Here is a 22616-nt window from a genome sequence, read left to right as displayed (position 1 = left end):
CCCCATCCTCCGATGACCCTCAGGTCGTGGATATAGATTAACTGTCACGCTCATTCGATTGATCGAAATTCGATCCACGACTAGACCGGCCTTGGCGCAGTTCACCGAGCGGGACGGTGGGATTAGACAGCACCTGCTCCACCATGACTGCCAGGTCCACCGCGTACGGCGCGAGGTCGCTGGCCTGCGACACCTCCGAGATGATCTCGAAGCCGGCGCTGTGCTCCTCGACGGTCACCATCACCGGCCGGGGCATGGCCTCGCGCGGCATCGCCACCGGTGCGGCCGCGAACCCGAACAGGTCCCCCTGGCTCTCGTGCGCGTAGTCGAACGCGAGGAGAGCGGCAGGAAGCCTGCGGTAGCGCCGGTCCTGCAGCAGCCGGTACAGGCCTGCTGTGGCGTTCGAGGTGTCCACGAGCTGCAGCTGGACGTCCCTGGTCACGTCCGTCAGGCTGCGATCGTCGGAGAGCTCCACGACGACCGGCAGCTGGTCCACGCAGAAGCCGACGAGCGGCTTGCCTGCGTAGTGCGGTTGCCCGGTCCGGTGGGCCATCACGATCGCCTGCGGTACGCCCATGAGCAGCGCCGACGCCACCGTCACCGCCGACAGCGCCGCAGTGTGCATCGTGGACCGGCTGGTGCGCGAGACGCTGCGCAAGTCAGCCAGACTCGTCTCGGAGAATGAATCGATGCGAGTGACCGGCACGAACGGCCCGCTACCGTCGATCATTCGGCCCGCCGTCCAGAAGCTGTCCAGCCTTGGGCGCCACAGCGCGGCGTTCGTGTCGAACTGTGCGTCCTCCTCGGCTCGCTTGAACCGCGCATACTCCAGGAAGCTCGCAGGCGTGGCGAGGGCGTGGCTCGCCGCATCCCCCAGGTAGCAGGACGACAGTTCCGCCCACAGAACCTCGAACGACCAGCCGTCCACCACCGCGTGCGGCGCGGTGGCCTGTAGGAACGAGACGTCGCCGGTCTGAACGAGGTGGAACTGGAACAGCGACGGGACCGACATGTCGACCGGCCGCTTCGCGAACCGGCTGAGGAGGGCCTCGACGTCCTCCGGCGACGCGTCACTCATGGCGCACGTGGTCAGCTTCGGAACGGCGTGGGCGACGGAGTTCTGCGCCGCGCCATCCTGATCGAATCCGATCCGCATCGCCTCGTGTCGTTGCGCGACCGAGGCGATGGCGGCCGCCAACCGCTTCTCGTCGATCGCGCCCTCGATCCGGCGCACGTCGGACATGCGATACGAGGCGCCGCGATCGCCGCCCAGTTCGCTGCTCATCCACAGCAGCTTCTGACCGTCGGTGAGCGGGGCCTGGCCGACGACCGGCGACGATTCGTCGGGGGGACTCGGTGGTTGAGGCGACAGCGGCCGTGCGGGTGCGACCGCTGCTCCGATTCCCGGCCAGAGGCCGCTCGCGGCGATCTCGGCCGAGGTCTCGGCGACGGTCCGCACGATTCGCTCGCAGTCCGCATCGTCGTGTGCAGCGGAGAGGAAGCAGGTGCGCCCCTCCCACACATAGACACCACGGCCGAGCAGGCCAAGGAAGAACATGTTCTCCGCTCGCTCGGAGCCGCCGACGTTGATACGGAACAGGGACGAGAAGTTCTCGACCGTGACCGGATAACCGTGTGCCGCCGAGTGTGCATTGATCGCCTCGGCGAGATCGGCAGTCCGCCGGGTGAGGTCGGCCTGCAGCCGAGGCGACTCCTTCCGCAGATATCCGACCATGTGCTGCGCGACGGCCATCGCCATCGGTTGTTTGCTGAACGTTCCGGAGAACACCATGCTCGGCCGATGCGGCAGCCCGGCGTCGCCCTGCCGCCAGCGACCGCCGTCGATGGGCGCCATGAACTCCGCCTCGCCCGCGATGACTCCGATGGGCATGCCGCCGCCGATGACCTTGCCATAAGTGACCAGATCCGGTCGGACACCGAAGTAGCCGGCCGCACCGGCCGGATGGCACCGGAACCCGGTGATGATCTCGTCGAAGATCAGGGCGGCACCCAGCTCGCTGGTGAGCGTGCGAAGCCGCTGCAACAGCTCGCCGGGCTGGTAGCCGGGGCGTCGGCTCTGGACCGGCTCGACCAACACCGCCGCCAAGCGGTCGCCGTAGAACTCGAGGATGGGGATCGCCGACTCGTCATACGGGACGGCGAGGACGTCCTGAACCATCCCGGCAGGCGTGCCCCGGCCGAGGGTCGTCGCCTCACCCGGCAGTCCGCCTGCCCGAGGAGCGACCAGCACTCCGTCGAACGTGCCGTGGAACGAACCGGTGAACACCGCGAGCAGGTCTCGCCCGGTCTTGGCGCGAGCCGCGCGCACAGCGGCCATGACCGCCTCGGTGCCCGAGGTGGCGAAGCCGACCCGGTCGACCCCTGTCAACGACGCGATGCCTCGGGCGACGTCACCCGCGGTCGACGACTGCGGGCCCAGCAACAGGTCGGAGGGCTCGAAGGAGCGCAGAGCCTGCTTCACCGGCTCGGACGCGTGTCCCAACATGGTGACGCCGAAGCCCATGCACAGGTCGAGGTACTCGCGGCCGTCCACGTCGACGAAGTGCGAGCCCTCACCCTTGACCCCGACCACGGGATAGCTCACCTCGCGGCGGCCCGTACGCAGCGAGAACACCACGTTCCGCTGGTCGACGAGCGTGTACCGGTCCTCTTCGGTGACTCGTTTCGACACCGGGGTACGCCTGGCCCACTCCTGCTCTTCCTCCGCAGGGGCGTCGGCGGTCTCCTCAAGCTGAGGAGCAGGCTCTGGCTGCGGCGCGGGGGCGCGGACCGGTGCGGGGGCAGGCACGCGGGCCGGTGCAGGGGCCGGGGCGGACGCTGCCACGTCGCCCGACGGGCGCCAGCTCGCAGGCACGATGTCGACGAGGTGCTCGGCCAGGAGGGCGGGCGTGTCCCGCTCGAAGTACAGCAGGCGGACGTCGACGGCGACCTTGAACTCGTCCGACAGCGCATCCGCCAACTGAATGAGCAGGAACGAGTCGTACCCGGCGTTGATGAAGGACGTGCTCGGCGACACCTCGTGCAGCGGGAGCCCGACCAGCTTCGCGACGACCCGCCGGATGCCTTCCTCGATGCCGTCGCGGTCGGCGGTGGGCGGAGGTTGCGCCGACATCGGCTCCGGCGCCTGAACCTTGGCCTGCGCCGGTTCAGGCGCGAGCGACGGCAGCGGTGGCCCACCGGAACCGCGAGCCGGGCTGGATTCCACCGACATGGGCTCGTGCCTCTTCTCGTCGTCCCGGACGCGGTCGTCCCGGTCGAACGCGTAGGTGGGGGCATGGACGACGGCGGTTCGCGCGCCCTCCACGCGGCGCTCGGCGGTGGACGGGAGCACCTTGTCGTGCCCGGCCGTCCAGGCCGTCGCGAGAAGCCGGGCGCGCGAGTTCGCGTCGTACCCCGCCTGGCCTGCGGTGGTCATGGCCACCGCGTCGGTACCGAACACGTCCTTGACGAACGGGGTGACGCCCGTGCCGGAATCCAGGACGACGGCCAGATCCGCGCCGTCGGACCGCAGAGCGCTCAGCGTGTCACCGAACCGGACCGGCCGGACCAACTGGCCTGCCCAGAATGCGGGGTCCCGCGCAGTCGCCTCGTCGAGTGGGCCGCCGGCCGTCGGCGACATCAGCCGCAGCGTCGGGGGCCGCAGGTCGATCTGGGCCCAGGTCGCGGCGTACTTCTCAAGGAACGGCTCCAGGACCGCGCTGTGATAAGGGTGCGCGACCGGAATCCGGACCGAGGCGACCTTGGCGGCCCGCAACTCGGCCGCGACCGCGTCGATCGCGAGCGACTCACCGCTGAGGATGCAGTCCCTGGCACCGGGCACGATTGCCAACGACACACGATCGTTGAGGTACTGGGCCGCCGACTCCTCGGGCAGCCGCACTCGGATCATCTCGCCGGGCGGAGCACCCGCCAGGATGCGGGCACGCTCCGTGAGCGCAGTGGCAGCCTCGGCCAGGGTGAACACTCCGCCGACCACGCCTGCGGCGAGCTCGCCAAGGCTGTATCCGCACAAGGACCGAGGCTGGATGCCGTCGCCGAGCAACGACCTCGCGATCGCCACGGATCGGACGAGCATCGCGAGCTCGGTGATCCGCGGTGTGGGCTCGGTCTCCGGCGCTCCGGTGAGACGGGCCGCCACCAGCGGCCGGTCCTCGACCGCCAGGCTCGACAGCGCCTCCGAGAACGCGTCGGCGAAGCCGTCGATCTCCTCCTCGGCCACCGTCAGGTCACCGAGTGCACTCCCCTGCCCCGAGAACACGAGAACGGTGTGGGGGTTCTTCTTCGCCCGCCGAACCGCCGTCCGCCACGTGCCAACCTGCTGATCGCGCCTGGTCACGACGGCGGCCTGCCGGTGGGCGAGCACCCGTCGGCCCGTCGTCAACGTGTGGGCGAGTCGGCCGAGGGAGTCCGGGTCCTCGGTGACGAAATCCGCCACCCGGTCCATCGTCTTCTCTGCGCTGCGCGCCGAGGCGGCACTGACCGGAAGCAGGTACGCGCCGTCGCCCGGCGCGTCGGTCTGCTCGCGCACCGGCGCCTGCTCCAGTACGACGTGCGCGTTGGTACCGCCGACGCCCATCGAGCTCACCCCGGCGCGTCGCGGACGTCCGTCGTCCTCCCAGGCCGTCGAGTCTGCGGGCACGAACAGCCTGGGGCCCGCCGTGATCCTCGGATTCAGCCGCACGAAGTTCGCGACCGGCGGGATCCGACCGTGGCTGACCACGAGTGCGGCCTTGATCAGTCCGACGACGCCTGCTGCCGCACCCAGATGGCCGACGTTGCCTTTGACGGCGCCGATGGCGCACCGCGTGCCCTCGGCACCGAGGGCACGTTCGAAGCCCGCCCACTCGACGACATCCCCGATCTCGGTCGCGGTTCCGTGGGTCTCGAGGTAGCCGATGTCGCCCTTCGCCACGTCCGCAGCGGCCAGCGCCGCGCTGATGACCTGGCTCTGCTGATTCACACTCGGCGCCGTGAACCCGGCCTTGCGTCTGCCGTCGTTGTTGATGGCGCTACCGCGGATGACGGCGTGGATCGCGTCTCCGTCGGCGAGCGCGTGGTCGAGTCGTTTGATCACCACCGCGCCCGCCCCGCTCGCCGAGATCGTGCCATCGGCGGACGCGTCGAACGGACGGCAGCGGCCGTCCGAGGACCAGATGCCGCCCGGCTGGTGGTAATAGCCCGCCCGATGCGGGTGCTCGACGTTCACGCCCCCGGCCACGGCCACATCGGAATCACCGGACAGCACGCTCTGGCTGGCGAGGTGCAGCGCGACCAGCGAGCTGGAGCAGGCACTCTGGACCGTCATGGACGGGCCACGGAGATCAAGGGCGTAGGCGATCCGAGTCGACAGGAGGTCGTGATCGAGCAGCGACACCCAGTTGACCGCTTCCGACGACCTGAGCGGCCTCGCGGCATCGCCCCACCGGGCGTCGCCGATGCGCTCCAGGACCGTGATCGGCGAGGCCGCACCGCCTGCGGCGAACAGACCGATCTTGCCGGAGTGCCGCAGCGGGTCGCAGCCTGCGTCCTCCAACGCCTCGAGGACGACCTCCATCATGACGCGGTGATTGACATTGACGCCGTTGGCTTCGCCTGCGGTGATGCCGAAGGCGGCGTTGTCGAACCTGTCGTGGTCCTCAAGCGGCGCGGCCACGGGCACGTAAGGATGTCTCACGTCCGGCGGAAGGACGATCCCCTCGCGCTCACGATCCTGCTCGCTGACCTCCACCATGCCCGTCGAGCCTGCCTCGACATTGGCCCACAGCGCACGGTAATCGGCGGCACCAGGGACTCGACACGCCATGCCCACGATGGCCAGCGGCTCACGCATCTGCCTCTCCCCCCACCCCGCGCCTCCGACCGTCGGCTCGTTCCGCAGGGACCGCGTCGACCCGAGGCAGTACCTCCGTGATCCCGAGCGAGTCCATCGCCGCGTCGGGCTGCCTCAACAACATCGTCAGGATCTGCTGATACGCGTCGCAATAGCCGAGAGAGAGCCGGGGCGAGTAGGCGCGCAGCGCGTACTGCCAGTCGAGAGCGATGCCTGCCTCGGTGATGTCGCAGACGACGCCGAGGGCGAAGGGCCCCTGCGAGGTACGCGCCACCCGCTCCGACAGACTGCCCTCGCCCAGGGCCAGCCCACCGCTGGCGCCTGCGGAGAAGGTCGTCCGGACCAGTTCGGTGTCGGCGAGGGATCCGTTCTCCCGCCACAGATCCGACACCCGGCTGAACGGCAGGTCCTGGTCATCAATGGCATCCAGCAGGTTCAGCGACACCTCGTATGATGCTTCGGCGAACGTGCCAGACAGATCGATCCGGGAGCGCGCCACGACCAGGTTCGTGAGCATTCCCACGGTGCGCGCGAACTTCGGGGTCCGGCAGCTCGTCGCGGTCCCGACACACACGTCGCCCTCGCCGGTGGCGGCGGCGATCATGACGTTCATCGCAGCGAGCAGAACAGAGAACGGTGTCGACCCGGCACGACGCCCGTACGCCACCACCTCGTCGGCCAGCCGGTCGTCGAGCGTGGTGGACAGTAATGTGGTGGACAGATCGTCGGTGTCCGACGCCGCCGGATCGCCCACCGCTTTCCGGGAGTCTCCCGGCAGCACGCTGCCGGTGGCTCCCGTGAGCCGTTCGGTCCAGGACACCAGGTCGTCGCGGGATGCGTCGTCGGCAAGGGTCGCGAGCTGCTCCGTCACGAAGGCGGCATATCCCGGCGTGACCGGCACGAGCTCCGGCGTCGTGCCCGCACGGGCCGAGCGGTACAACTCGCCGAAATCATCGACGACGAGCGCCATCGAGCTGCCGTCGCAGATGATCTGGTGAGCGGACAGGACCAGCCCCGTCCGTCTGTCCGACAGGAGGATGGCGGTGAGCCTGATCGCAGGCAGGCGGGTCAGGTCGAATGTCGAGTTGGCCGCGTCGGTGATGGCGCGTTCCAACTGCTCGGCCTGCACGGCCCCGGACAGCTCCCGGAAATCGAGCACCTCGACCGGAGCGTGCGCCGGATCGGGGCTGACGACCTGCACGACGGCGCCGTCGACCTCGTGGAAGGTTGTTCGCAGGGACTCGTGGCGGCGCGCCGTCTCGTCGAAGGCGAACGTGACGGCAGCGACGTCGAAGGCGCCGTCGAAGAGATAGACCTCCGGCATGATGTATGCCGTGCTCCGGGGGTTCTGGCGCCAGAAGCGCCAGATCTGCTCCTGCAGTGGACCGAGCGGGAAGGCGTGTTTGCGCACAGCCGCGCCAGTCAACTGACGTCCCCGATGAGCTTGCAGAGGTTCCGAGTGGTGCGCGCCTGGAAGAAGTCCCGTAATCGCACTCGGACGCCGAGTTCCTCGCGAATCTGGGCCAGGATGTTCAGCGAGTCCAGCGAGCTGAGACCCAGCGTGAAGAACTCGTCGTCGAGCGAGCACCGAAGATCCAACGTCGAGCGCACGATCGCGATCACCCTCTTCTCGACGTCGGTCATGGCGGGATCATCGGGCTCCTCGTCCCGTGCGTCGGTCTCCGCAGGCTTCACCAGCCGCGCGAGCGCCGGGACATCGACCTTCCCGCGTTCGGTCATCGGCATGGACTCCACGCGCCGAACCACGGCGGGCACCTCGTAGCTCGGGAGCTCGCGGGCCAGGTATTCCCGAACACCGGCCTCCTCTCCCGATTCGGCCGCGCCACGATCACCGACGTAGCAGGCGACGAGCAAGGGGTTCGGGGAGTCCCGGTCGACGAAGGCGACCGACTGGGCGACAGCGGGATGCCGGTTGAGGACCGTCGAGATCTCGGAGAGTTCGATCCGCCTGCCGCTGATCTTGACCTGATCGTCCGACCGTCCCAGGAAACTGTAGGCGCCCTGCGGCGACACCTTCGCGAGATCGCCGGTCCGGAACAGTCGCGACCCCGGCGGGCCGGAGGGGTTCGGGGTGAATCGCTCTGCGGTCAGCCGCGGGTTGCTCAGGTATCCGCGCGCGACGCCCGCGCCGCCCACATACAGGTAGGCAGGCTCGCCGTCGATCGCCGGGTCGAACTCGACGTTGCGGTACAGCTGGATCTGCGCCCCCGGCACGGGTACGCCGATCGGTGCTTCCAGGAACTCGTCGTCGACGAGCCGACCGCCCGTCGCCGCGACCGTCGTCTCCGTAGGTCCGTACTGCACCACGACGGACTGACTCGCGGCCAGTTGGCGCACGACGCCGTTCGGCACCGCCTCGCCACCGATGAAGGCCAGTTGCACTGCGGAGTCACCGGGTACGTAACCCGCACCCAACAGCCCGGAGTACCAGGACGGCACGCCGCTGAGGACCGTGACCTTGTGCTCGGCGATGCAGTCGATGTGGTCCTGCCACGAGCCCTCCGTCAGGTCCGGCGCGACGATGAGCTCGGCGCCCGCCGCGAGCAGCAGCACGGGCCGGAGCGACGCGTCGAAAGCCAGATCGGCCGACAGCAGTACCCGCAGGTCGCCCTCGGAGTGCAGAGCAGGCTGCCTCACCAGGTCGAGGAGGTATCGTGCGTAGTTGTCCAACGCGCCGAACTCGACACCGACGGCCAGCGGGGTACCGGTGGAGCCGGACGTGCAGAGGACATAGGCCAGATTCCGCTCGGTCGCGCTCGCACCGTCGACCCGGGTGTGACCTTCGCGCAGGCGTCGGATGCGGAACCCGGATTCACCCGGCATGCCACCATGCGCCTCGCCGTCGGACATCTCCAGAGCGAAGGTCGCCACCTCGCCGAGGACGAGCTCACGCCGCCGCTCGGGCCATTTCACGTCGACCGGCAGATACGCCGCACCCGCCATCCAGATGGCCAGCATGGCGATGATCGGATTACCGCCCCGCGGCAACACGGTTGCCACCACGTCTTCCGGCCCGACTCCCTGCGCGCGCAGCTGATCGCGCAGATCGGTCACCGTCGACATCACTTCGCCGTAGTCGAGCAGTCCTTCGCCTGCACGCACCGCAGGCCGACGCGGGTCACTTGCAGCGATGTCACTGATCTGTTCGAGTAAGGACAGTCCACTCACGAGGCAAATCTTCCCCTAGGTCACAACATCTCCGGCGGCGAGTCAACACACTAGACTGCGAAAGCTCACGATATAAGATCATTCTTCATCTGCTGTCGGTCGAACAGCCAAGGCCGTCTCGGCGTGATTCATCTACTGTCGGTCGAACAGCCAAGGCCGTCTCGGCGTGAAACGGATGGGAGCCCGCAGGCACCACGATGTCAGCGACACCAGGCGGACCGACGGGGAGATGAGCGCACAGCGGGGCGGCCCGTCGCACGCGCCGACATCCGCCAGGCCTATCCACCGAAGTAGCCGGACGCTAGGCTGCCGCACGATCAACACGCCGATAGAGGAGTCCCCTCCAGCCATGCGACGCATCCCCGAGCTCGGTGCGCAAGCAATCGACCATCGCTCGGCAGCCAGATATCTCCTCTGGCTCGTCTCGCGTCAGAAGGCCAGCACGGCCTGGGGAATGGTGACGTCAGCAGTGTGGAATGCCAGCCAGGCATTCATTCCGGTCGCCCTCGGCCAGGCCTTGGACCTCGGCATCACCGGCCGCGACAGCGGCGCCCTGATCTACTGGTCCGGAGTCATCCTACTACTCGGCGTGGTGAGAGCGGCCGCAGGAATCGCGTTCTATCGACAGACCGTCATCAGCCGTACCGTGTCCGCAGGCTTGACCGTGCAGGCGGTCACGCGGCACGTCACCAAGCTCGGCGGCTCGCTCTCGCGAGGGCAGGATGTCGGCAACCTGACCGCGACGGTGACGTCGGATGTGACCACTATCGGCAACGGGCTGCTACACGCAGGCCGGTTCCTCGGCTCAATCGTGGCCGTCATCGTGGTCACCATCTTCATGCTCACGATCTCGGTGCCGCTCGGGCTGATGGTCCTGGTCATGGTTCCCGCGCTACTCGTGCTCAGCGGACTTCTCTTGCGTCCCCTGCACCGGAATCAGGACGAGTACCGGTCTCAGCAAGGCCGGTTGTCGGCACGAGCAGTCGACATCGCCGCAGGCCTGCGGGTGCTGCGCGGGGTCGGCGGGGAGAAGCAGTTCTCGACGGCTTTCCACACCGATTCCGCACAGTTGCGGGTCGCGGACACCAAGGTGGCGCAGGCCGAAGCGAATCTCGACGGGGCGCGCGTCCTCATGCCGGGCCTGATCGCCGCGATCGCCACCTACACCGCGGCTCGCTTCGCGCTCGATCAGCAGGTGACGGTCGGCCAGATGGTTTCGTTCTACGCATTCGCAGTCTTTCTCACCCTCCCCCTCAACGACATCATGGAAGGCGCGAAACAGGTGACCAGGGCGTTGGTCTCCGCCAGCCGTGTCACGGCGTTGCTGAACACCGAGGCACCGGACCGAGCGCGATCGACGGTGGCGGCCGAGAACAAGGGCGCGGCACACCTGGTCGATCGGACCTCGGGTCTGGAGGTCCCGCCGTCGACGTTGCTGGCAGTCGTGTGCGCCGACTCGTCCACAGCGGACCCGCTCGCCCGACGACTGGCTCGCTTCGGCGACTCCGGCGATGTCACGTTGGACGGCGAGCCGCTGGCTTCGTTGCCGCTGGCTGTCGTGCGTTCCCGGGTGCTGCTGGCGCGCAACAGCGACCGGTTCTTCGGCGGGACCATCCAGCATGAGATCGCACCGTCGGAGACCACCACTCCGGAAGAGCTCGCGGCCGCACTCGAGGTCTCCTGCGCAGCGGACATCATCGATTCGCTGCCGAACGGCTCCGACACGCAGATGCGTGGCCGGGGCAGGACGTTCTCGGGTGGCGAGCTACAACGTCTGCGACTGGCTCGCGCGATTCTGGCCGACGCCGACGTCACCTTGCTCGTCGAACCGACCAACGCCGTCGACGCCTACACGGAGCACACCATCGCAACCAATCTGGCCAGGCACCACGAGGCTCTCCCGGACAGCCGAAGCATGGTCGTGTTCACGGTGAGTCCGTTGTTGCTACAGCAAGCCGGACTCGTCGCCTATGTCGTCGACGGTCGAGTGACGGCCACGGGGTCGCACAAGGAACTACTGGCTACCCATGCCGAATATCGGGATCTGGTCAGGCGCAACGACGCACTAGAGGCAGGCCGATGAGCGCGCGCACGCTTCCCGTAGCAGGCGAGAAGACGATCCGCCGCTTCGTGGGGACGCTCGCGCGTCGCCACAAGCGGGATCTGGCCGTGGTTCTGCTGCAGTACGGGTTGGCCGCAGCGAGCGGTCTGGTCGGGCCCAGACTGCTGGGCGACATGGTTCAGTCCGTGCGCGACGGCACGACGGTCGGCCACGTGACGGTCCTCGCGTGCGCCCTACTCGGATTCACTCTGATCCAGGTCTTCCTGATCCGTGTCGCCTTCCGTTCGGCGGGCAGACTGGCCGCGACGGTCCTGGCCGAGATTCGGGAGAAGTTCGTCGACGATGCGCTGGCGCTTCCCCTGGCCGACGTCGAGAGATCCGACGACGGCGATCTGGTGACGCGCGCTTCGCGGGACGTCGACATGTTGCGACGAACCATGCAGCTCGCGGTACCCCAGGTCACCGAAGCAGTGGTGTGGATCGTGCTCAGTGTCGGTGCCATCCTGCTGGTGTCGTGGCAGCTCGCGTTCGCGCTGCTGGTCATCGCGCCGCCTCTCGTACTCGTCAACCGGTGGTACCTGTCCCGCAGTTACGGCGCGTACCTCCGCGAAGCCGAAGCCTCGGCACGCATCACAGAAGGCCTGTCAGCCACCGTTGCGGGTGCGAGCACCGTCGAGGCATTCGGCCTGGAGGCCGACCGGATGCGCCGCACCGGTCAGGACACCCGATCCTGGTACGGCGCCGTCGGCAGGACGCTGCGGTTGCGGACGGTCCTCTACCCGGTCGAGGAGTTCCTCTTCGTCGCGCCGCTGACCTTGGCCCTGCTGCTCGGCGGGTACGCCTACGGCCAAGGCTGGGTCGACCTGGGCCAGGTCACCGCTGCGACGCTGTACATCCTGCAGGCGATGGTTCCCCTCGAGGTCTTGCTTGACTGGGTGCCCACGCTCCAGCAGGGAAAGGTGTCGCTGGCGCGTCTGCTCGGCGTCGCAGACACCACGACGAAGCCGGCACCGACGAGCCAGGACCGCACCATTTCTTCGGCCGACCTGTCCACGAGCGCCGTTCAGTTCGGCTATGAAGACGGGCCGGACGTGCTGCACGGGATCGACCTCACGGTGCGGCCCGGCGAGCGGCTCGCCATCGTGGGTCAGACCGGAAGCGGCAAGTCGACGCTCGCCCGGCTGCTGTCCGGGATCTACCATCCACGTGCAGGCGCCGTGCACATCTCTGGCGTGCCGTTGCACGAGATTCCGCTGCACGAACTGCGCCAGCACGTGATGCTGGTGACCCAGGACCAGTACATCTTCGGTGGCTCGCTCCGGGACAACCTCGAGATGTCCACCTCGCGGGCCGGTCGGGACGTGCGTCCACAGCCCGACGACGTCGCGCTGTGGACGGCGCTGGAGACGGTTGGCGCGAGCGGCTGGGTCGCCGACCTCCCGGAGAAGTTGGACACTGCGGTCGGCACCAGCGGGGAGCCGCTCACGGATGCCCAGGCGCAACAGCTTGCCCTGGCCCGACTGTTGTTGGCAGATCCGCCGGTGGTCATTCTCGACGAAGCGACCTCTCAGCTGAGTCCGGGCTCGGCCCGAAGTCTCGAGCGGGCGCTTGCGACCGTGCTTGCGGGTCGCACGGTCATCGCGATCGCGCACCGTCTGCACACGGCTTACGACGCGGATCGGATCGCCGTGATGGAGCACGGACGACTCGTCGAGGTCGGTTCCCATCAGGATCTTCTCGACCAGGGCGGCGCCTACGCCCGGTTATGGTCAAGCTGGCTCTGACTCCGCACGGTCAAGCCGAGAGTTGCAGTGGGCGACGAACTCTTCGATCGTCGAGTATTCCAACAATGCGACGATGTCCGTCTCGATGCCCAGGACCGAATTTAGTTCGTCGACCAACTTGATCAGCAGGAATGAATTTCCCCCGACATCGAAGAAGCTGGTGACCGTATCGACCTCGGAGACATCCACCCCGATAACGTCGGCCCACACCTGGGCAACTGCTCCTTCGTACACTGCCATCGTCGACAACCTCCTGCGCGTCGCGTCCGCCGCCGGCGCTCACCGGGCGGGGCATCAGTCACGAATGTAGCCGTAGCCCGGAGCGACCCCGCATTCGGCCAGCCACTCCCGACTCTCGACACCGTCAAACCATAGCGTGTCGGGAGGGGATGGGGTGCGGTTCGGGATCAATGATTGAGTCCGCAGCAGGTGATCCACCACGATCGACCGTCATGTCCGACCGTGGCAGTTGATCACACAGGGCAACCGAAAGTCACCAGCCTTCTTTCTGCGCCCTTGCCTCATACAACAGGACGGCCGCCGAGACCGAGACGTTAAGCGAGTCGGCATTGCCGAGCATCGGCACAAACACCCGGTTGAAGTCGGGCTGGCTCCACGCCTTCGGTATCCCGTACCGCTCGGCGCCGAGAACAAACGCCGTGCGACCCTTCCCATAATCATACTGCCGATAGTTGCGCGAGTCTCTGGTATCGCTGAGGTACACCTCGACGTCCCATTCGCGCAGCCAGTCGACGGCGTCCTCGATCTGGTCGAACTCGATGATAGGCGTCGTCAGCAGCATCCCCTGGCTGGCCCGGAACACTTTCGGATGCGTGAGTCGAGTGCGACGGTTCGTCAGTATCAGGCAATCACCACGACAGGCGTCGAAGGTGCGGATGAGGGTACCGAGGTTGCCGGGGATCTCCATGCCATCGGCGATGATCACCAGCGCATTCGGCGGCAGCTGCACGTCCGCAGGCGTATATCGCGGGAGGGCCGCAAGCGATATCAATCCGTCCGGCCGGTCCCGCTCGGAGATCCGCTCAAGCGTCTTCGCGGAAATCTGGTACGCCGAATTGGCGCGACTCATCAGCTCGTCGGCACGCTTGCGGGCCTCATCACCGTAAGCAGCTTCCGGGCACCAGAAGAACGCATCGACCGTCACGTCATTGTTGAGCAGCAGGTTATGCGCCCACAGGCCTTCCGCGACGAAGAGTTTGTGCGGATTCGGTGCCGAATTCTTTTGAATCGATATGAGTTGGCGAATCCGCGGATGCTGCGCTCCGATGTGTTGCAATTTCACCCTTACCTTATCGCCGCGCCACCAGTGTCGGAACTTATAGTAACGCACCGTCCGCAACGCCAATGCGCAGTTCCCAACCGACACCGGGAACGCTAAGGCCTGGTCACGGACAGTTCGTCCCGCTCAGGTTCCGGAGCGCCGGGCACCCGCCTTCCGTGTGGTCGCCAGCAGCACGAAGCTCGCGTACAGATACCGTGCGGTGTCGAGACAGGGATCATGGCAAGGAACGGACCGGAGATGACCGAAATCATCAGCAGCGCGTCGAATCAGCTGGTCAAGCGGGTACGGGCGCTGGGTGACCGACGGCGTCGCCAGCGTGAAGGCGCCTTCGTCGTCGAGGGCATCCAACCTGTCTGGCGGGCGGTCGCAGCGGGCTGGCCGATCGAGACCCTGTTGGTCGCCCCGGACCTGCTCCGCGAGTCGGCGGCGAGTGCCATGGTGGCCGAGCAGGAGGCGCGGGGCGTGCGAGTGGCACGACTCAGCAAGGAGCTGTTCCAACGGCTGTCCGACCGAGACAGCCCGCCAGGGCTCGCCGCGATCGTGCGGGGCCGGACCAGCGAGCTGAAGACACTCGAAGTCACCCCGGGTGCGGTGTTCGCCGTCCTGCACGAGGTGGGGAACCCCGGCAACCTGGGGACGATCATCCGCACCGTCGACGCGGTCGGCGGCGCAGGAGTGATCCTGGTCGGCGACTGCACCGACCCGTTCGCACCCGCTGCGGTGAAGGCGAGCATGGGATCGCTGTTCGCGGTCGACGTTGCACACGTCCGGACTGCCGACGGCTTCTTCGACTGGGTCCGCGAGCACGGCGTGCAGGTCGTCACCACCTCCGGCCGGGCCGATGACGAGCACTGGTCCACCGAGTACCGCACGCCGATCGCCATCCTGCTCGGCAGCGAGGGCGACGGGCTCCCCGAAGACCTCATCGACCGCGGTGATCACTGTGTGCGAATCCCGATGGTGGGCACCGCTGAGTCACTCAACCTGGCCGTCGCTGCGGGCGTGCTGCTGTATGAGGCGAGACGTCACCTGGTCGGCTCTGCCGAGTGACCGATGGGAGTTGGCCCGGATCGCGGACGCCCGACCACGATCCGAGGACGGCACGAGGACCTCGTCGACGAGGTCCAGGAGATCCGGCGGCGTATTTCCCTCTCCGCCGAGAGGGCTTACACGTCCTGTTCGATGCGCTCGAAGACGTCGATATCGTCGTCGAGGAACGCCACATACCGGCCGCTCGCGAGGTCCAGGCCGATGTTGCGGGCTGGGCAGGCCAAGCCGGCGCGGCCGAGTCACCGCCGCGACCGGCAGGCCGCAGTCCCGTGCTGTGGCGATCACCTTCTCGACCGGCATCCCGCCGTCGTTGACGACGATGACCTCCACCCCGGCAAGGTCGACGCCCTGCCGCTCGTCCCGGCGAGGTGTTCACACCTATCCGAGATTACTCAGATCTGCCGTCTGGAGCGTTCAGTGGCCTACGCAGGCAGGTACGGGCGCCCGTCGGTGGATGCTGGACGCAATGCTCAAGCAGGTAAGGGCGTCGCAACTGTTCACCCGGGACGGGTCTCCGAAACGGATGCGAGCAATTAGCCGAGGTACTGCCTCACCTCAGAAGACACTCGCCGCCTGTCGGTGCCACCACGAACGTGGAGCCCGACGACTCCAGTACCGATCCGCTTGACGAGCTATCCGCACTGTCCGCCCGAGAAAGGGCACTGATGTCTCGTGCATTCCACCGGGACGGTCGGGTAGAGCTGGAGCCGGATCCTGACCCAGTTTCGCCTGATCAACAGCGCTGCTCCAGTTCTGCGCCGGCTCGGCACGCGCCAGTCCACAAAGGACAGAAGCCACGACCGCCCGCCGACCTCGTCCATGCAGGTCAACGGGCGTCCCGGTCAAGCTATGTGATTGTGGAGCTGAGGGGACTCGAACCCCTGACCCTCACACTGCCAGCGCGATCTCCGCAGCGCCGTGACCTGCGATGATAGAGAATCGTGAGGTCAGACGGTGCTGCATGGTGTGGTCGGGTGTCCGTTGATCGTCGTTACGCGTGTACCCGTGCTCTGGTTCTGCTCCAAGACAATTGGTGTGAACGGGGGGCATCACTCGGTCGTCATGTCCGGCTTCATCTGGAGTTCCCTCCTCGGCCGTGTTCCACACGCCACGTCTAGAAGCGATGACGAACTGGGTAACCTCTGTGCAGGCAGATATGGGGCTTTCCGGTATGTCGTCGGGGTACTCGTGCTCACCCCGCTCGCACGAGGAGACCGTGGTCGCCGGGTCGGCTGATCGACCCAGTCGGACCCACCCCCGCTCCCGCAGGGAGAACAGGCGTGCCCTGGGCGCCACCGGTCGAGCCCAAAACGCCTGACGCCGGCCTGAAGTGCAAGGCATCGGCTTGACGCCGGTCACGTGGTTGCGCTGGATCATCCGCAGTGGACCGAGCGGGCCGATGCCGGTCGGGGACTGCCGCAGGTTCGCCGGTCCCCGGCCGCGGACGGCCGACGGTCGCCTCCGCAAAGGGGCGGTTCCGATCCCGAACCCTAGCCGGACACTAGAAGTAGGCGTACGGTTACTATCGGCGCATGGCTACCGATCTGGTCGAGGACCGCAGCGACGAGACCTATCTCTTGCAGGTGCAGGACATCACGTTGACCCCGGAGGTCCCGGAGCCCGGGAAACCACTGCGCTGGGACCTGACCGCCCGGCTCGCCGAGCAGGTCGACCTGGCCGAGGTCGAATGCCAGGTCCAGGTCAAGCTGGGGTTGATCACGCTGCTCCGACGGACCTACATGCTTCCCGAGCTGCTCAAGGCGTACGGGGCGGAACTGTCCGGCGATCTCCACCCGCCCGCCGGGGAGTGGAAGCAGACCTGGACCATGAACCTTCCGAAGGAGATCCCGAGGGGCGACTTCCGCGTCTACGTGCAGTCCTTCACCGGCGGCGGCGAGGAGAAGGACTTCTGCGATCTCTTCCTGCATGTCGACTTCCGACGCTAGTAGCCCCTGCTGCCCCGCCTGATCGCGGGCCGCACGGAGGGCCCGCTGTTCCTCTCCGAGTATCGGCCCGGACCGCACCACCGCGCCACCACCGACCCGAAGGACGTCTGCCCGGAGACGGGGCGGGCACGGCCGGCTACGACCGCGCCCGCGTCCTGCTGGCGCACTACGGCGACGGACTCCGACTCCACCAACTCCGGCACAGCTCGGCCACGCACCTGGGCGAGGCCAACGTCTCCGCGGACGTGATCATCGCCAAGACCGGGCACAAGTCCCTGCGCAGCGTGCAGCGCTATGTCACACCGGGCCTGGCCGCCGCGCACCGGGCCGCCAAGGCCCTGTCCGGTCCCCGCCGACGCGGCTGACCGGCCCGCGCCGCGGGCGGGAAGCGGATCACCCGGCTCCCGGTGCACGAGCGGTCCGCTCTGCCCGTCCGGTGGCAAGGGGGTCCAGGACACGGCGGATCCGCCCCGGCGTTCCGCGACTATCAGCCTGTCGCAGACGGCCCGGACCGGGTCATCGGGTGATCCGGTAGACGCCACTCGCGATCAGCTCGTTGCTACCGGAGTTGAAGCGGAACGTGAACGCGAACGGCCGGCTCAACTCCGTCCCGACGGGCCTGACGTACCCCGTCGTCAGGACGATCAAATCGTGCATCTCCACGCCGTGCTTCTCCCCGTCAAGCGGGTGGGCGTCGACGGCGAGGACCGCGTGCTCGGTCCTGTACTGCACCAGATAGTTGGCGATGGCGACCGCGCCTTGGATGGGCCGGCCGTCCACAAGCAGCGTCGCATCGGAGTCGAAAGCCTGCTTCAGCTTCTCGCTGTTGTCCGCGTCGAGGTCACGGAAGAACTCCGGGATGATGCGCTGGAGCAGGTGGGTGGCGTGGGCGGTGTAGTGGGTCTGCGACGCAGTCATGTGCGAACGGTAGCGACCTGATCACGGGTTGCTGCGCCGTTGGTCGGTGTGTCGCGGCGCGTCCCCCGAACGGGGGTGGTGTCCGCAAAGTTCGGGGCGCCCAGGGGACCTGGACATATCGGCGGACGCATCATCGAACCTCCTCGATCGGCAACCGTCCACACCGGTGTTTTGGTTGGTCGGACGGCTGCGCACTGCCGGACCGGCGATCGGGTCGTGGCCGCCGGGTCTCGATGTGGTGGGTCGGTGGTCCTCGAACGTTCCTGTTGACTAGTCACCCGTCCCGGGCCGGGAGTCGTCATCACCGCATCCGGCGTCACTGACGATCGGGAACCGGGGCCAGTTCACCGCCACCTCGCACAGTTTCGGAGCACGCGTGGGAGATCAGCCGCCAAATGGCGTTGGGAACCGCCACTTATCCGGGCCGGAACGGTGTCGCCGTTTGGGGCACTCAGAACAGGGTGTCGCGCACCCGCAGCGGCCGGTACCCGGTCGGGCCGAGCTGGGCCAGTTCGCCCTCGATCTCCACCTCGACCGCGCCGAAGATTTCCTCGGGCTTCTCAGCTGTAGTGGACTGTCGCGCGGTAAGGAGTCTGCGCCGCGTGCGCGGCACCTTCCGTAGGCATGTAGTACGTGCGTGGCTGGATCGGCAGCTGCAGTCGATGACGGAACAATCCAAAAGCAGAGGTGAGGCGAGATCCTGCCTACACTGCGGAGTTAGGCGAGTACTGTGCGCAAGGAAGGGGATGGAAGGGGTACACGCGATGGCAGCACGGCCTGTCACCCCGCTTGCTGCTGCTCGCGAGGCCGCCGGTTATACCCAGGAGAATCTGGCCGTGGCTCTGGGAGTTGAGCGGACCACTATCGGACGCTGGGACCGTGGGATCCAGTCACCTCAGCCCTGGCAGCGGCGCGGCCTCGCCGCCGCTCTACAGATTTCACTCGATGCACTTGATGACCTGTTGCGGCGCACCGTTCGGCGACCTGCGGCCGACACGAGTACGGCCCAGGGCTCGTCTGTGTCGAGCCCGGTGACGAATGCGGCGGGGCGGATGGTTCACCGGAACCAATCGGTACCCGAGGTCGACGTCATCCATGCTGGCATCCCGCGCCTGCGCCGTGCGCTTGACCGGTTGGACCTGCCCGACGACGGACCGACCAGGTCTCCGGACGACCTGCGCAGCGAGATCATCCGGGCCAGCGACGATCGGCTTCAATCTCGTTATGGCGGTCTCGCCCGCCGCCTCCCCGGCCTCATCGCCGAACTCGCCCGCGCCGGTCAGTTGGGTGACACGGCAGGTCGGCGCGACGCCGCCGCCCTGTTGACCTTGGCCTTGCGGGCTGCTGACGGCGTTGCATTCAAGGCTGGCTACCTGGACTTGTCCGCCCGGCTGATAGACATGATGCGCTCGACTGCTCAGATCGCCGAGGACCCGCTGTTGCTGGCTGTCGTGGCGTACGTCCGCACCGAAAGCTTCTTTGCCACCGGCGACCTGGACACCGCCGCCCGCGCTCTCGACGTTGCCACTGACCACGTGCCCGATCTCGACCAGATCTCCTCGTCGGCCGCGTTCGGTGCTCTGCACATGCGCGCTGCGGTGGTGGCTGGCCGAGCGGGCAAGGCTGACGTGGCGACCGACCATCTGCGTGAGGCTCGTCGCGCTGCGGTTGGCGTGCCGGAGGGCATCTACCTGGGCACCGCGTTCGGACCGGCTTCCCTGCGCATACACGAACTCGCGGTCGCCGTTGAACTACGAGATCCACCGGGTATCGAACGTGCGGCGTCCTGGAATCCGCCCGACGAGCTCCCAGCCGAGCGCCGCTCCCATTATTTCATCGATCTAGCCCGTGCCCAACTCGACCTCGGTTACCACGATGACGCTTACCTGTGCCTTCAGACCGCTCGGCAGGCCGCGCCCGAACACGTTCGCACCCACCCGCAGGTCCGTCAGTCCCTGTCAACATTGCTGCGCACTCACAACGCGCCCAGTACTGGCCTGCTCGACCTCGCGGCGTGGGCCCGCGCTCGTTGATCCGCCAACCACCAGCCGCTCACCGGGAGAACAGCAGACCTGGCAGGTCATGGATCGAATCGATCACCCACTCCGCATCGCGACGTACCAGCGGATCGTCAGCCCACAGGTACCCCCATGGACCGCGCCGAATCAACGCCGTGCGGAACCCCTCTGCCCTCGCGGCCACGACGTCGTTATCCCGGTGGTCACCGACGTACACCGTCTCGCCCGGCCCGTCGGGCACCATCTGGGCGGCGCGGGTGAAGAATTCGGGCGAGGGTTTGGCGGCTCCCCATTCCCCGGAGGTCGCGATGCAGTCCACCGGCAACTCCAGCGCACGCAACAGCTCAGCTGCGCGAGCCGTCTGATTGCCTGCCACCCCGATCCACAAGCCACGTGCTCGCAGAGCGGCCAAGCCGGGCCGCACATCGCTGTAGAGGTCACAGTCCTCGATGCGCTCACCGAGACCAGCCTCCTCGCGCAGCGCCCGTTCGCGCGCGACGTCGAAGCCGGGCTTGAAGTACTCGAACGTCTCGGCGTTGTCCCGGCCAGCGGCGGTAACTGCACCCAACACTGTCGAGAACGTATGGCGGGGAACGCCGATCCAGTCGGACCACGCACCCCACTCCCGCGAATCGTCCAGCAACGTCTCGCCCACGTCGAACAACACCGCAGTCACCATGCTCATACTCCTACGTTCCATACATACCGTGAGGGACCCGAGCAACAGGCAGGCCGCACCCCGAACTGCCAGCTCGCCGTAGGACAGCAGCCGGAAGACTGGCCGATCCGGAGCTGCAGAAGTCCGCCGTTGGGCTCCACACGGGTCCGGGTGGCTCGTGATCACCTCGCCTCTTACCTAGTGAGGTGGGTGGTGTCGTTGTGGTTCAGCAAGGTCCAGCGCCAGCCGGCTTCGGGGCGGGTCCAGGCGAGTGGTTGTTGTTCCCAGCGGGTGATGCTGGCGTAGTGCACGGCGAACGCGGTGTTCGCGCGGAGGCTAGCGGCCAGATTGAGGAACAGGTGGGCTGCGGCGGTGACGGTTTCGCCGTGCCCGATGATCAACACGGTGCCCTCGGTGTGCCGGTGGAGGATGTCGCACAAGGTCGCATTGGCACGTCGGAGATAGGCGGACCAGGGTTCGGCGCCGGGCGCGATGGGCTGGTCGGGATGGTGGGCGGGGATGCGTCCGAATGCGGCCACGACTTCGGTCCATGATTTTCCGTCGGCGTCGCCGTAGTCGGGTTCGCGCAGATCGTCCAGAGTGGTGATGGACAGCCCAAGGCTGTGGCCGATGATGTCGGCCGTCTCACGCGCCCGTCGAAGCGGGGTGGTGTAAGCGGCGGTGATCGGGGTTTGGGCGTGGTCGATGCGCAGCCTGTCGGCCAGCTGATGGGCCTGCTGGTAGCCGTGGTCGGTGAGACCGGTGCAGCCCCGCGGGCCGCCGATGATGCCATGGACGTTGCAGTGGGCTTCTCCGTGCCGAGCCAAGGTCAATCGGGTCGGTTTCATACCTTCCTCCGCCGGTCGGCGTCGAGCACGTGCTGGTATATCGCCAGGCATCGCGCTGCGTGGGTAGCACCGGTGAACTGCTCGGCACGAGCATTGGCGCAGCGAGCGACGTTCACCGAGACAACGCCATGGCCGACGATGCTGTCCAGTGCGGTCGCCATGAGCTCCGGATCGCCGGTGGGCACGATCCGGCCTGCGTCGCCGACGAGTTCAGCCAGGTTCGCGACGTCGGTCGCCACTACGGGGACGGCGTGGGCGAGGTAGTCGGCGATGGCACCACTGCCTTGAAAGCTAGGGTGCGACCGGTAAGGGAACACCCCGGCCGCGCTAGCCAGGACAAGTGCGGCCCGATCGGCCGGGCCGAGGTAACCAGGTACCACGACCAGCTCGCCAGTACCGACCCGAATCGGCCCCTTCACGAAGGCACCCAGGTCGACACCAGCCTGCTCGGGCTGATTCCAGAGATCTCCAGCCAGTACAACCCGTGCCGGCACGCGCATCCGCTCGAGCACGGAGCGGAGCAGGCTCGCGTCCTTCCACGGTGCGGCGTAACCGTAGAGGCTGATCACCGGTATCCCCGGCGGTGTGTCCAGGGCTGCGGCGAGCGCTGGCCGGGCATTGGGTGAAGTTCCGACCGGGATCGTGGTAGGCAGCCAGGCAATCCCGCCAGGAACATCGTCGGGCATCGTGCCGGCCAGTTGGTGGCGCGCATACTGTCCGAAGAATACGTAGCCGTCGAGGGTGCGGATTGCCTCTTGAACGACGCTGTTCCAGCGTCGATCGGGTACGTGCTCGTGTAACAGGGTCGGGGCAAGGGTGTGCACGTGGTACACCACCGGCGGGTCGGGGCGGTCAACCCGTCGATCTGCCCAGAACGCGGGGACGAGCTGTTCGATCTCCAGGTTGCCGAAGTGCAGCGACACCAGGTCGTAGCTGTCCAGATCGACCTGGTCGGCGTGGGCACGTGCTTCGGTGAGCATCCTCTCCAA

At 67.2% G+C, this 22616-nt stretch carries 15 protein-coding genes and 1 pseudogene; 6 read left to right on the top strand and 10 right to left on the bottom strand.

The window, feature by feature from the left end; all coding sequences use genetic code 11:
* Positions 1-37: 37 nt before the first annotated feature.
* From UA74_RS05215 to UA74_RS05205, 3 genes are read right to left on the bottom strand one after another with little or no spacing between them, the layout of a single operon-like run.
* Entirely contained in the window at positions 38-5851 is a 5814-nt protein-coding gene (locus tag UA74_RS05215; RefSeq protein WP_075739277.1) for a type I polyketide synthase, read from the bottom strand.
* The gene (locus UA74_RS05210; RefSeq protein ID WP_198042931.1) at positions 5844-7277 is read right to left on the bottom strand and encodes a condensation domain-containing protein; all 1434 of its coding nucleotides are present in this window, start codon (positions 7275-7277) and stop codon (positions 5844-5846) included. Before UA74_RS05210 ends, UA74_RS05215 begins: the two co-directional genes overlap by 8 nt.
* Complete coding sequence (locus tag UA74_RS05205; RefSeq protein ID WP_075739275.1) at positions 7274-9040, bottom strand: non-ribosomal peptide synthetase; 1767 nt, start codon at positions 9038-9040, stop codon at positions 7274-7276. The genes UA74_RS05210 and UA74_RS05205 overlap by 4 nt, the downstream gene beginning before the upstream one ends.
* Positions 9041-9269: 229 nt before the next feature.
* Here UA74_RS05205 and UA74_RS05200 point away from each other — a divergent pair, with 229 nt between their 5' ends.
* A complete protein-coding gene (locus tag UA74_RS05200; protein WP_198042930.1) occupies positions 9270-11123 on the top strand; it encodes an ABC transporter transmembrane domain-containing protein in 1854 nt (617 codons plus the stop codon).
* Positions 11120-12886 (top strand): ABC transporter ATP-binding protein, encoded by a 1767-nt coding sequence (locus UA74_RS05195; protein WP_075739273.1) that lies wholly within the window; start codon positions 11120-11122, stop codon positions 12884-12886. The genes UA74_RS05200 and UA74_RS05195 overlap by 4 nt, the downstream gene beginning before the upstream one ends.
* Here UA74_RS05195 and UA74_RS05190 read toward each other — a convergent pair.
* Together UA74_RS05190 and UA74_RS05185 are read right to left on the bottom strand one after the other, a co-directional pair.
* Positions 12872-13126 (bottom strand): acyl carrier protein, encoded by a 255-nt coding sequence (locus UA74_RS05190; protein WP_083682935.1) that lies wholly within the window; start codon positions 13124-13126, stop codon positions 12872-12874. The two genes, UA74_RS05195 and UA74_RS05190, sit on opposite strands and share 15 nt — an antisense overlap.
* A 253-nt stretch (positions 13127-13379) precedes the next feature.
* Positions 13380-14189, bottom strand: a complete 810-nt coding sequence (locus UA74_RS05185) for a TrmH family RNA methyltransferase (protein WP_075743431.1) — start codon at positions 14187-14189, stop codon at positions 13380-13382.
* 237 nt (positions 14190-14426) lie between these two features.
* On the opposite strand from UA74_RS05185, the gene UA74_RS05180 reads away from it, so the two are divergent.
* The 3 genes and pseudogenes from UA74_RS05180 to UA74_RS34235 all read left to right on the top strand — a co-directional run.
* Positions 14427-15239, top strand: coding sequence for a TrmH family RNA methyltransferase (locus UA74_RS05180; protein WP_075739271.1), 813 nt, complete (start codon positions 14427-14429; stop codon positions 15237-15239).
* A 1532-nt stretch (positions 15240-16771) separates the two neighbouring features.
* On the top strand, positions 16772-17185 hold the full coding sequence (locus UA74_RS33320; protein WP_083682934.1) for an ML domain-containing protein: 414 nt from the start codon (positions 16772-16774) through the stop codon (positions 17183-17185).
* Positions 17149-17427, top strand: a pseudogene (locus UA74_RS34235) (hypothetical protein); the annotation flags it as partial. The gene UA74_RS33320 and the pseudogene UA74_RS34235, both read left to right, overlap by 37 nt.
* 274 nt (positions 17428-17701) lie before the next feature.
* Here the strand turns inward: UA74_RS34235 and UA74_RS05170 are convergent.
* Together UA74_RS05170 and UA74_RS31525 are read right to left on the bottom strand one after the other, a co-directional pair.
* Positions 17702-18103, bottom strand: coding sequence for a hypothetical protein (locus UA74_RS05170; protein ID WP_075763922.1), 402 nt, complete (start codon positions 18101-18103; stop codon positions 17702-17704).
* Positions 18104-18554: 451 nt separating this feature from the next.
* Positions 18555-18716, bottom strand: coding sequence for a hypothetical protein (locus UA74_RS31525; protein ID WP_157442165.1), 162 nt, complete (start codon positions 18714-18716; stop codon positions 18555-18557).
* Positions 18717-18849: 133 nt separating this feature from the next.
* Here UA74_RS31525 and UA74_RS05165 point away from each other — a divergent pair, with 133 nt between their 5' ends.
* Complete coding sequence (locus UA74_RS05165) at positions 18850-20136, top strand: helix-turn-helix domain-containing protein (RefSeq protein ID WP_232237633.1); 1287 nt, start codon at positions 18850-18852, stop codon at positions 20134-20136.
* Between the two features lie 19 nt (positions 20137-20155).
* On the opposite strand, the gene UA74_RS05160 is transcribed toward UA74_RS05165, so the two are convergent.
* From UA74_RS05160 to UA74_RS05150, 3 genes are all read right to left on the bottom strand, one after another.
* Positions 20156-20800 (bottom strand): HAD family hydrolase, encoded by a 645-nt coding sequence (locus UA74_RS05160; protein ID WP_075765979.1) that lies wholly within the window; start codon positions 20798-20800, stop codon positions 20156-20158.
* 173 nt (positions 20801-20973) lie between these two features.
* Positions 20974-21627: a histidine phosphatase family protein gene (locus tag UA74_RS05155; protein WP_075740998.1), complete on the bottom strand. Its 654-nt coding sequence runs from the start codon at positions 21625-21627 to the stop codon at positions 20974-20976.
* Positions 21624-22607, bottom strand: coding sequence for a glycosyltransferase (locus UA74_RS05150; RefSeq protein ID WP_198042929.1), 984 nt, complete (start codon positions 22605-22607; stop codon positions 21624-21626). Before UA74_RS05150 ends, UA74_RS05155 begins: the two co-directional genes overlap by 4 nt.
* Between the last annotated feature and the right edge of the window lie 9 nt (positions 22608-22616).

The organism is Actinoalloteichus fjordicus (genome assembly GCF_001941625.1).
Lineage (GTDB): Bacteria > Actinomycetota > Actinomycetes > Mycobacteriales > Pseudonocardiaceae > Actinoalloteichus_A > Actinoalloteichus_A fjordicus.
Note: the sequence above shows the minus strand (reverse complement) of the source record. Positions and strands in the feature narration are given on the sequence as shown.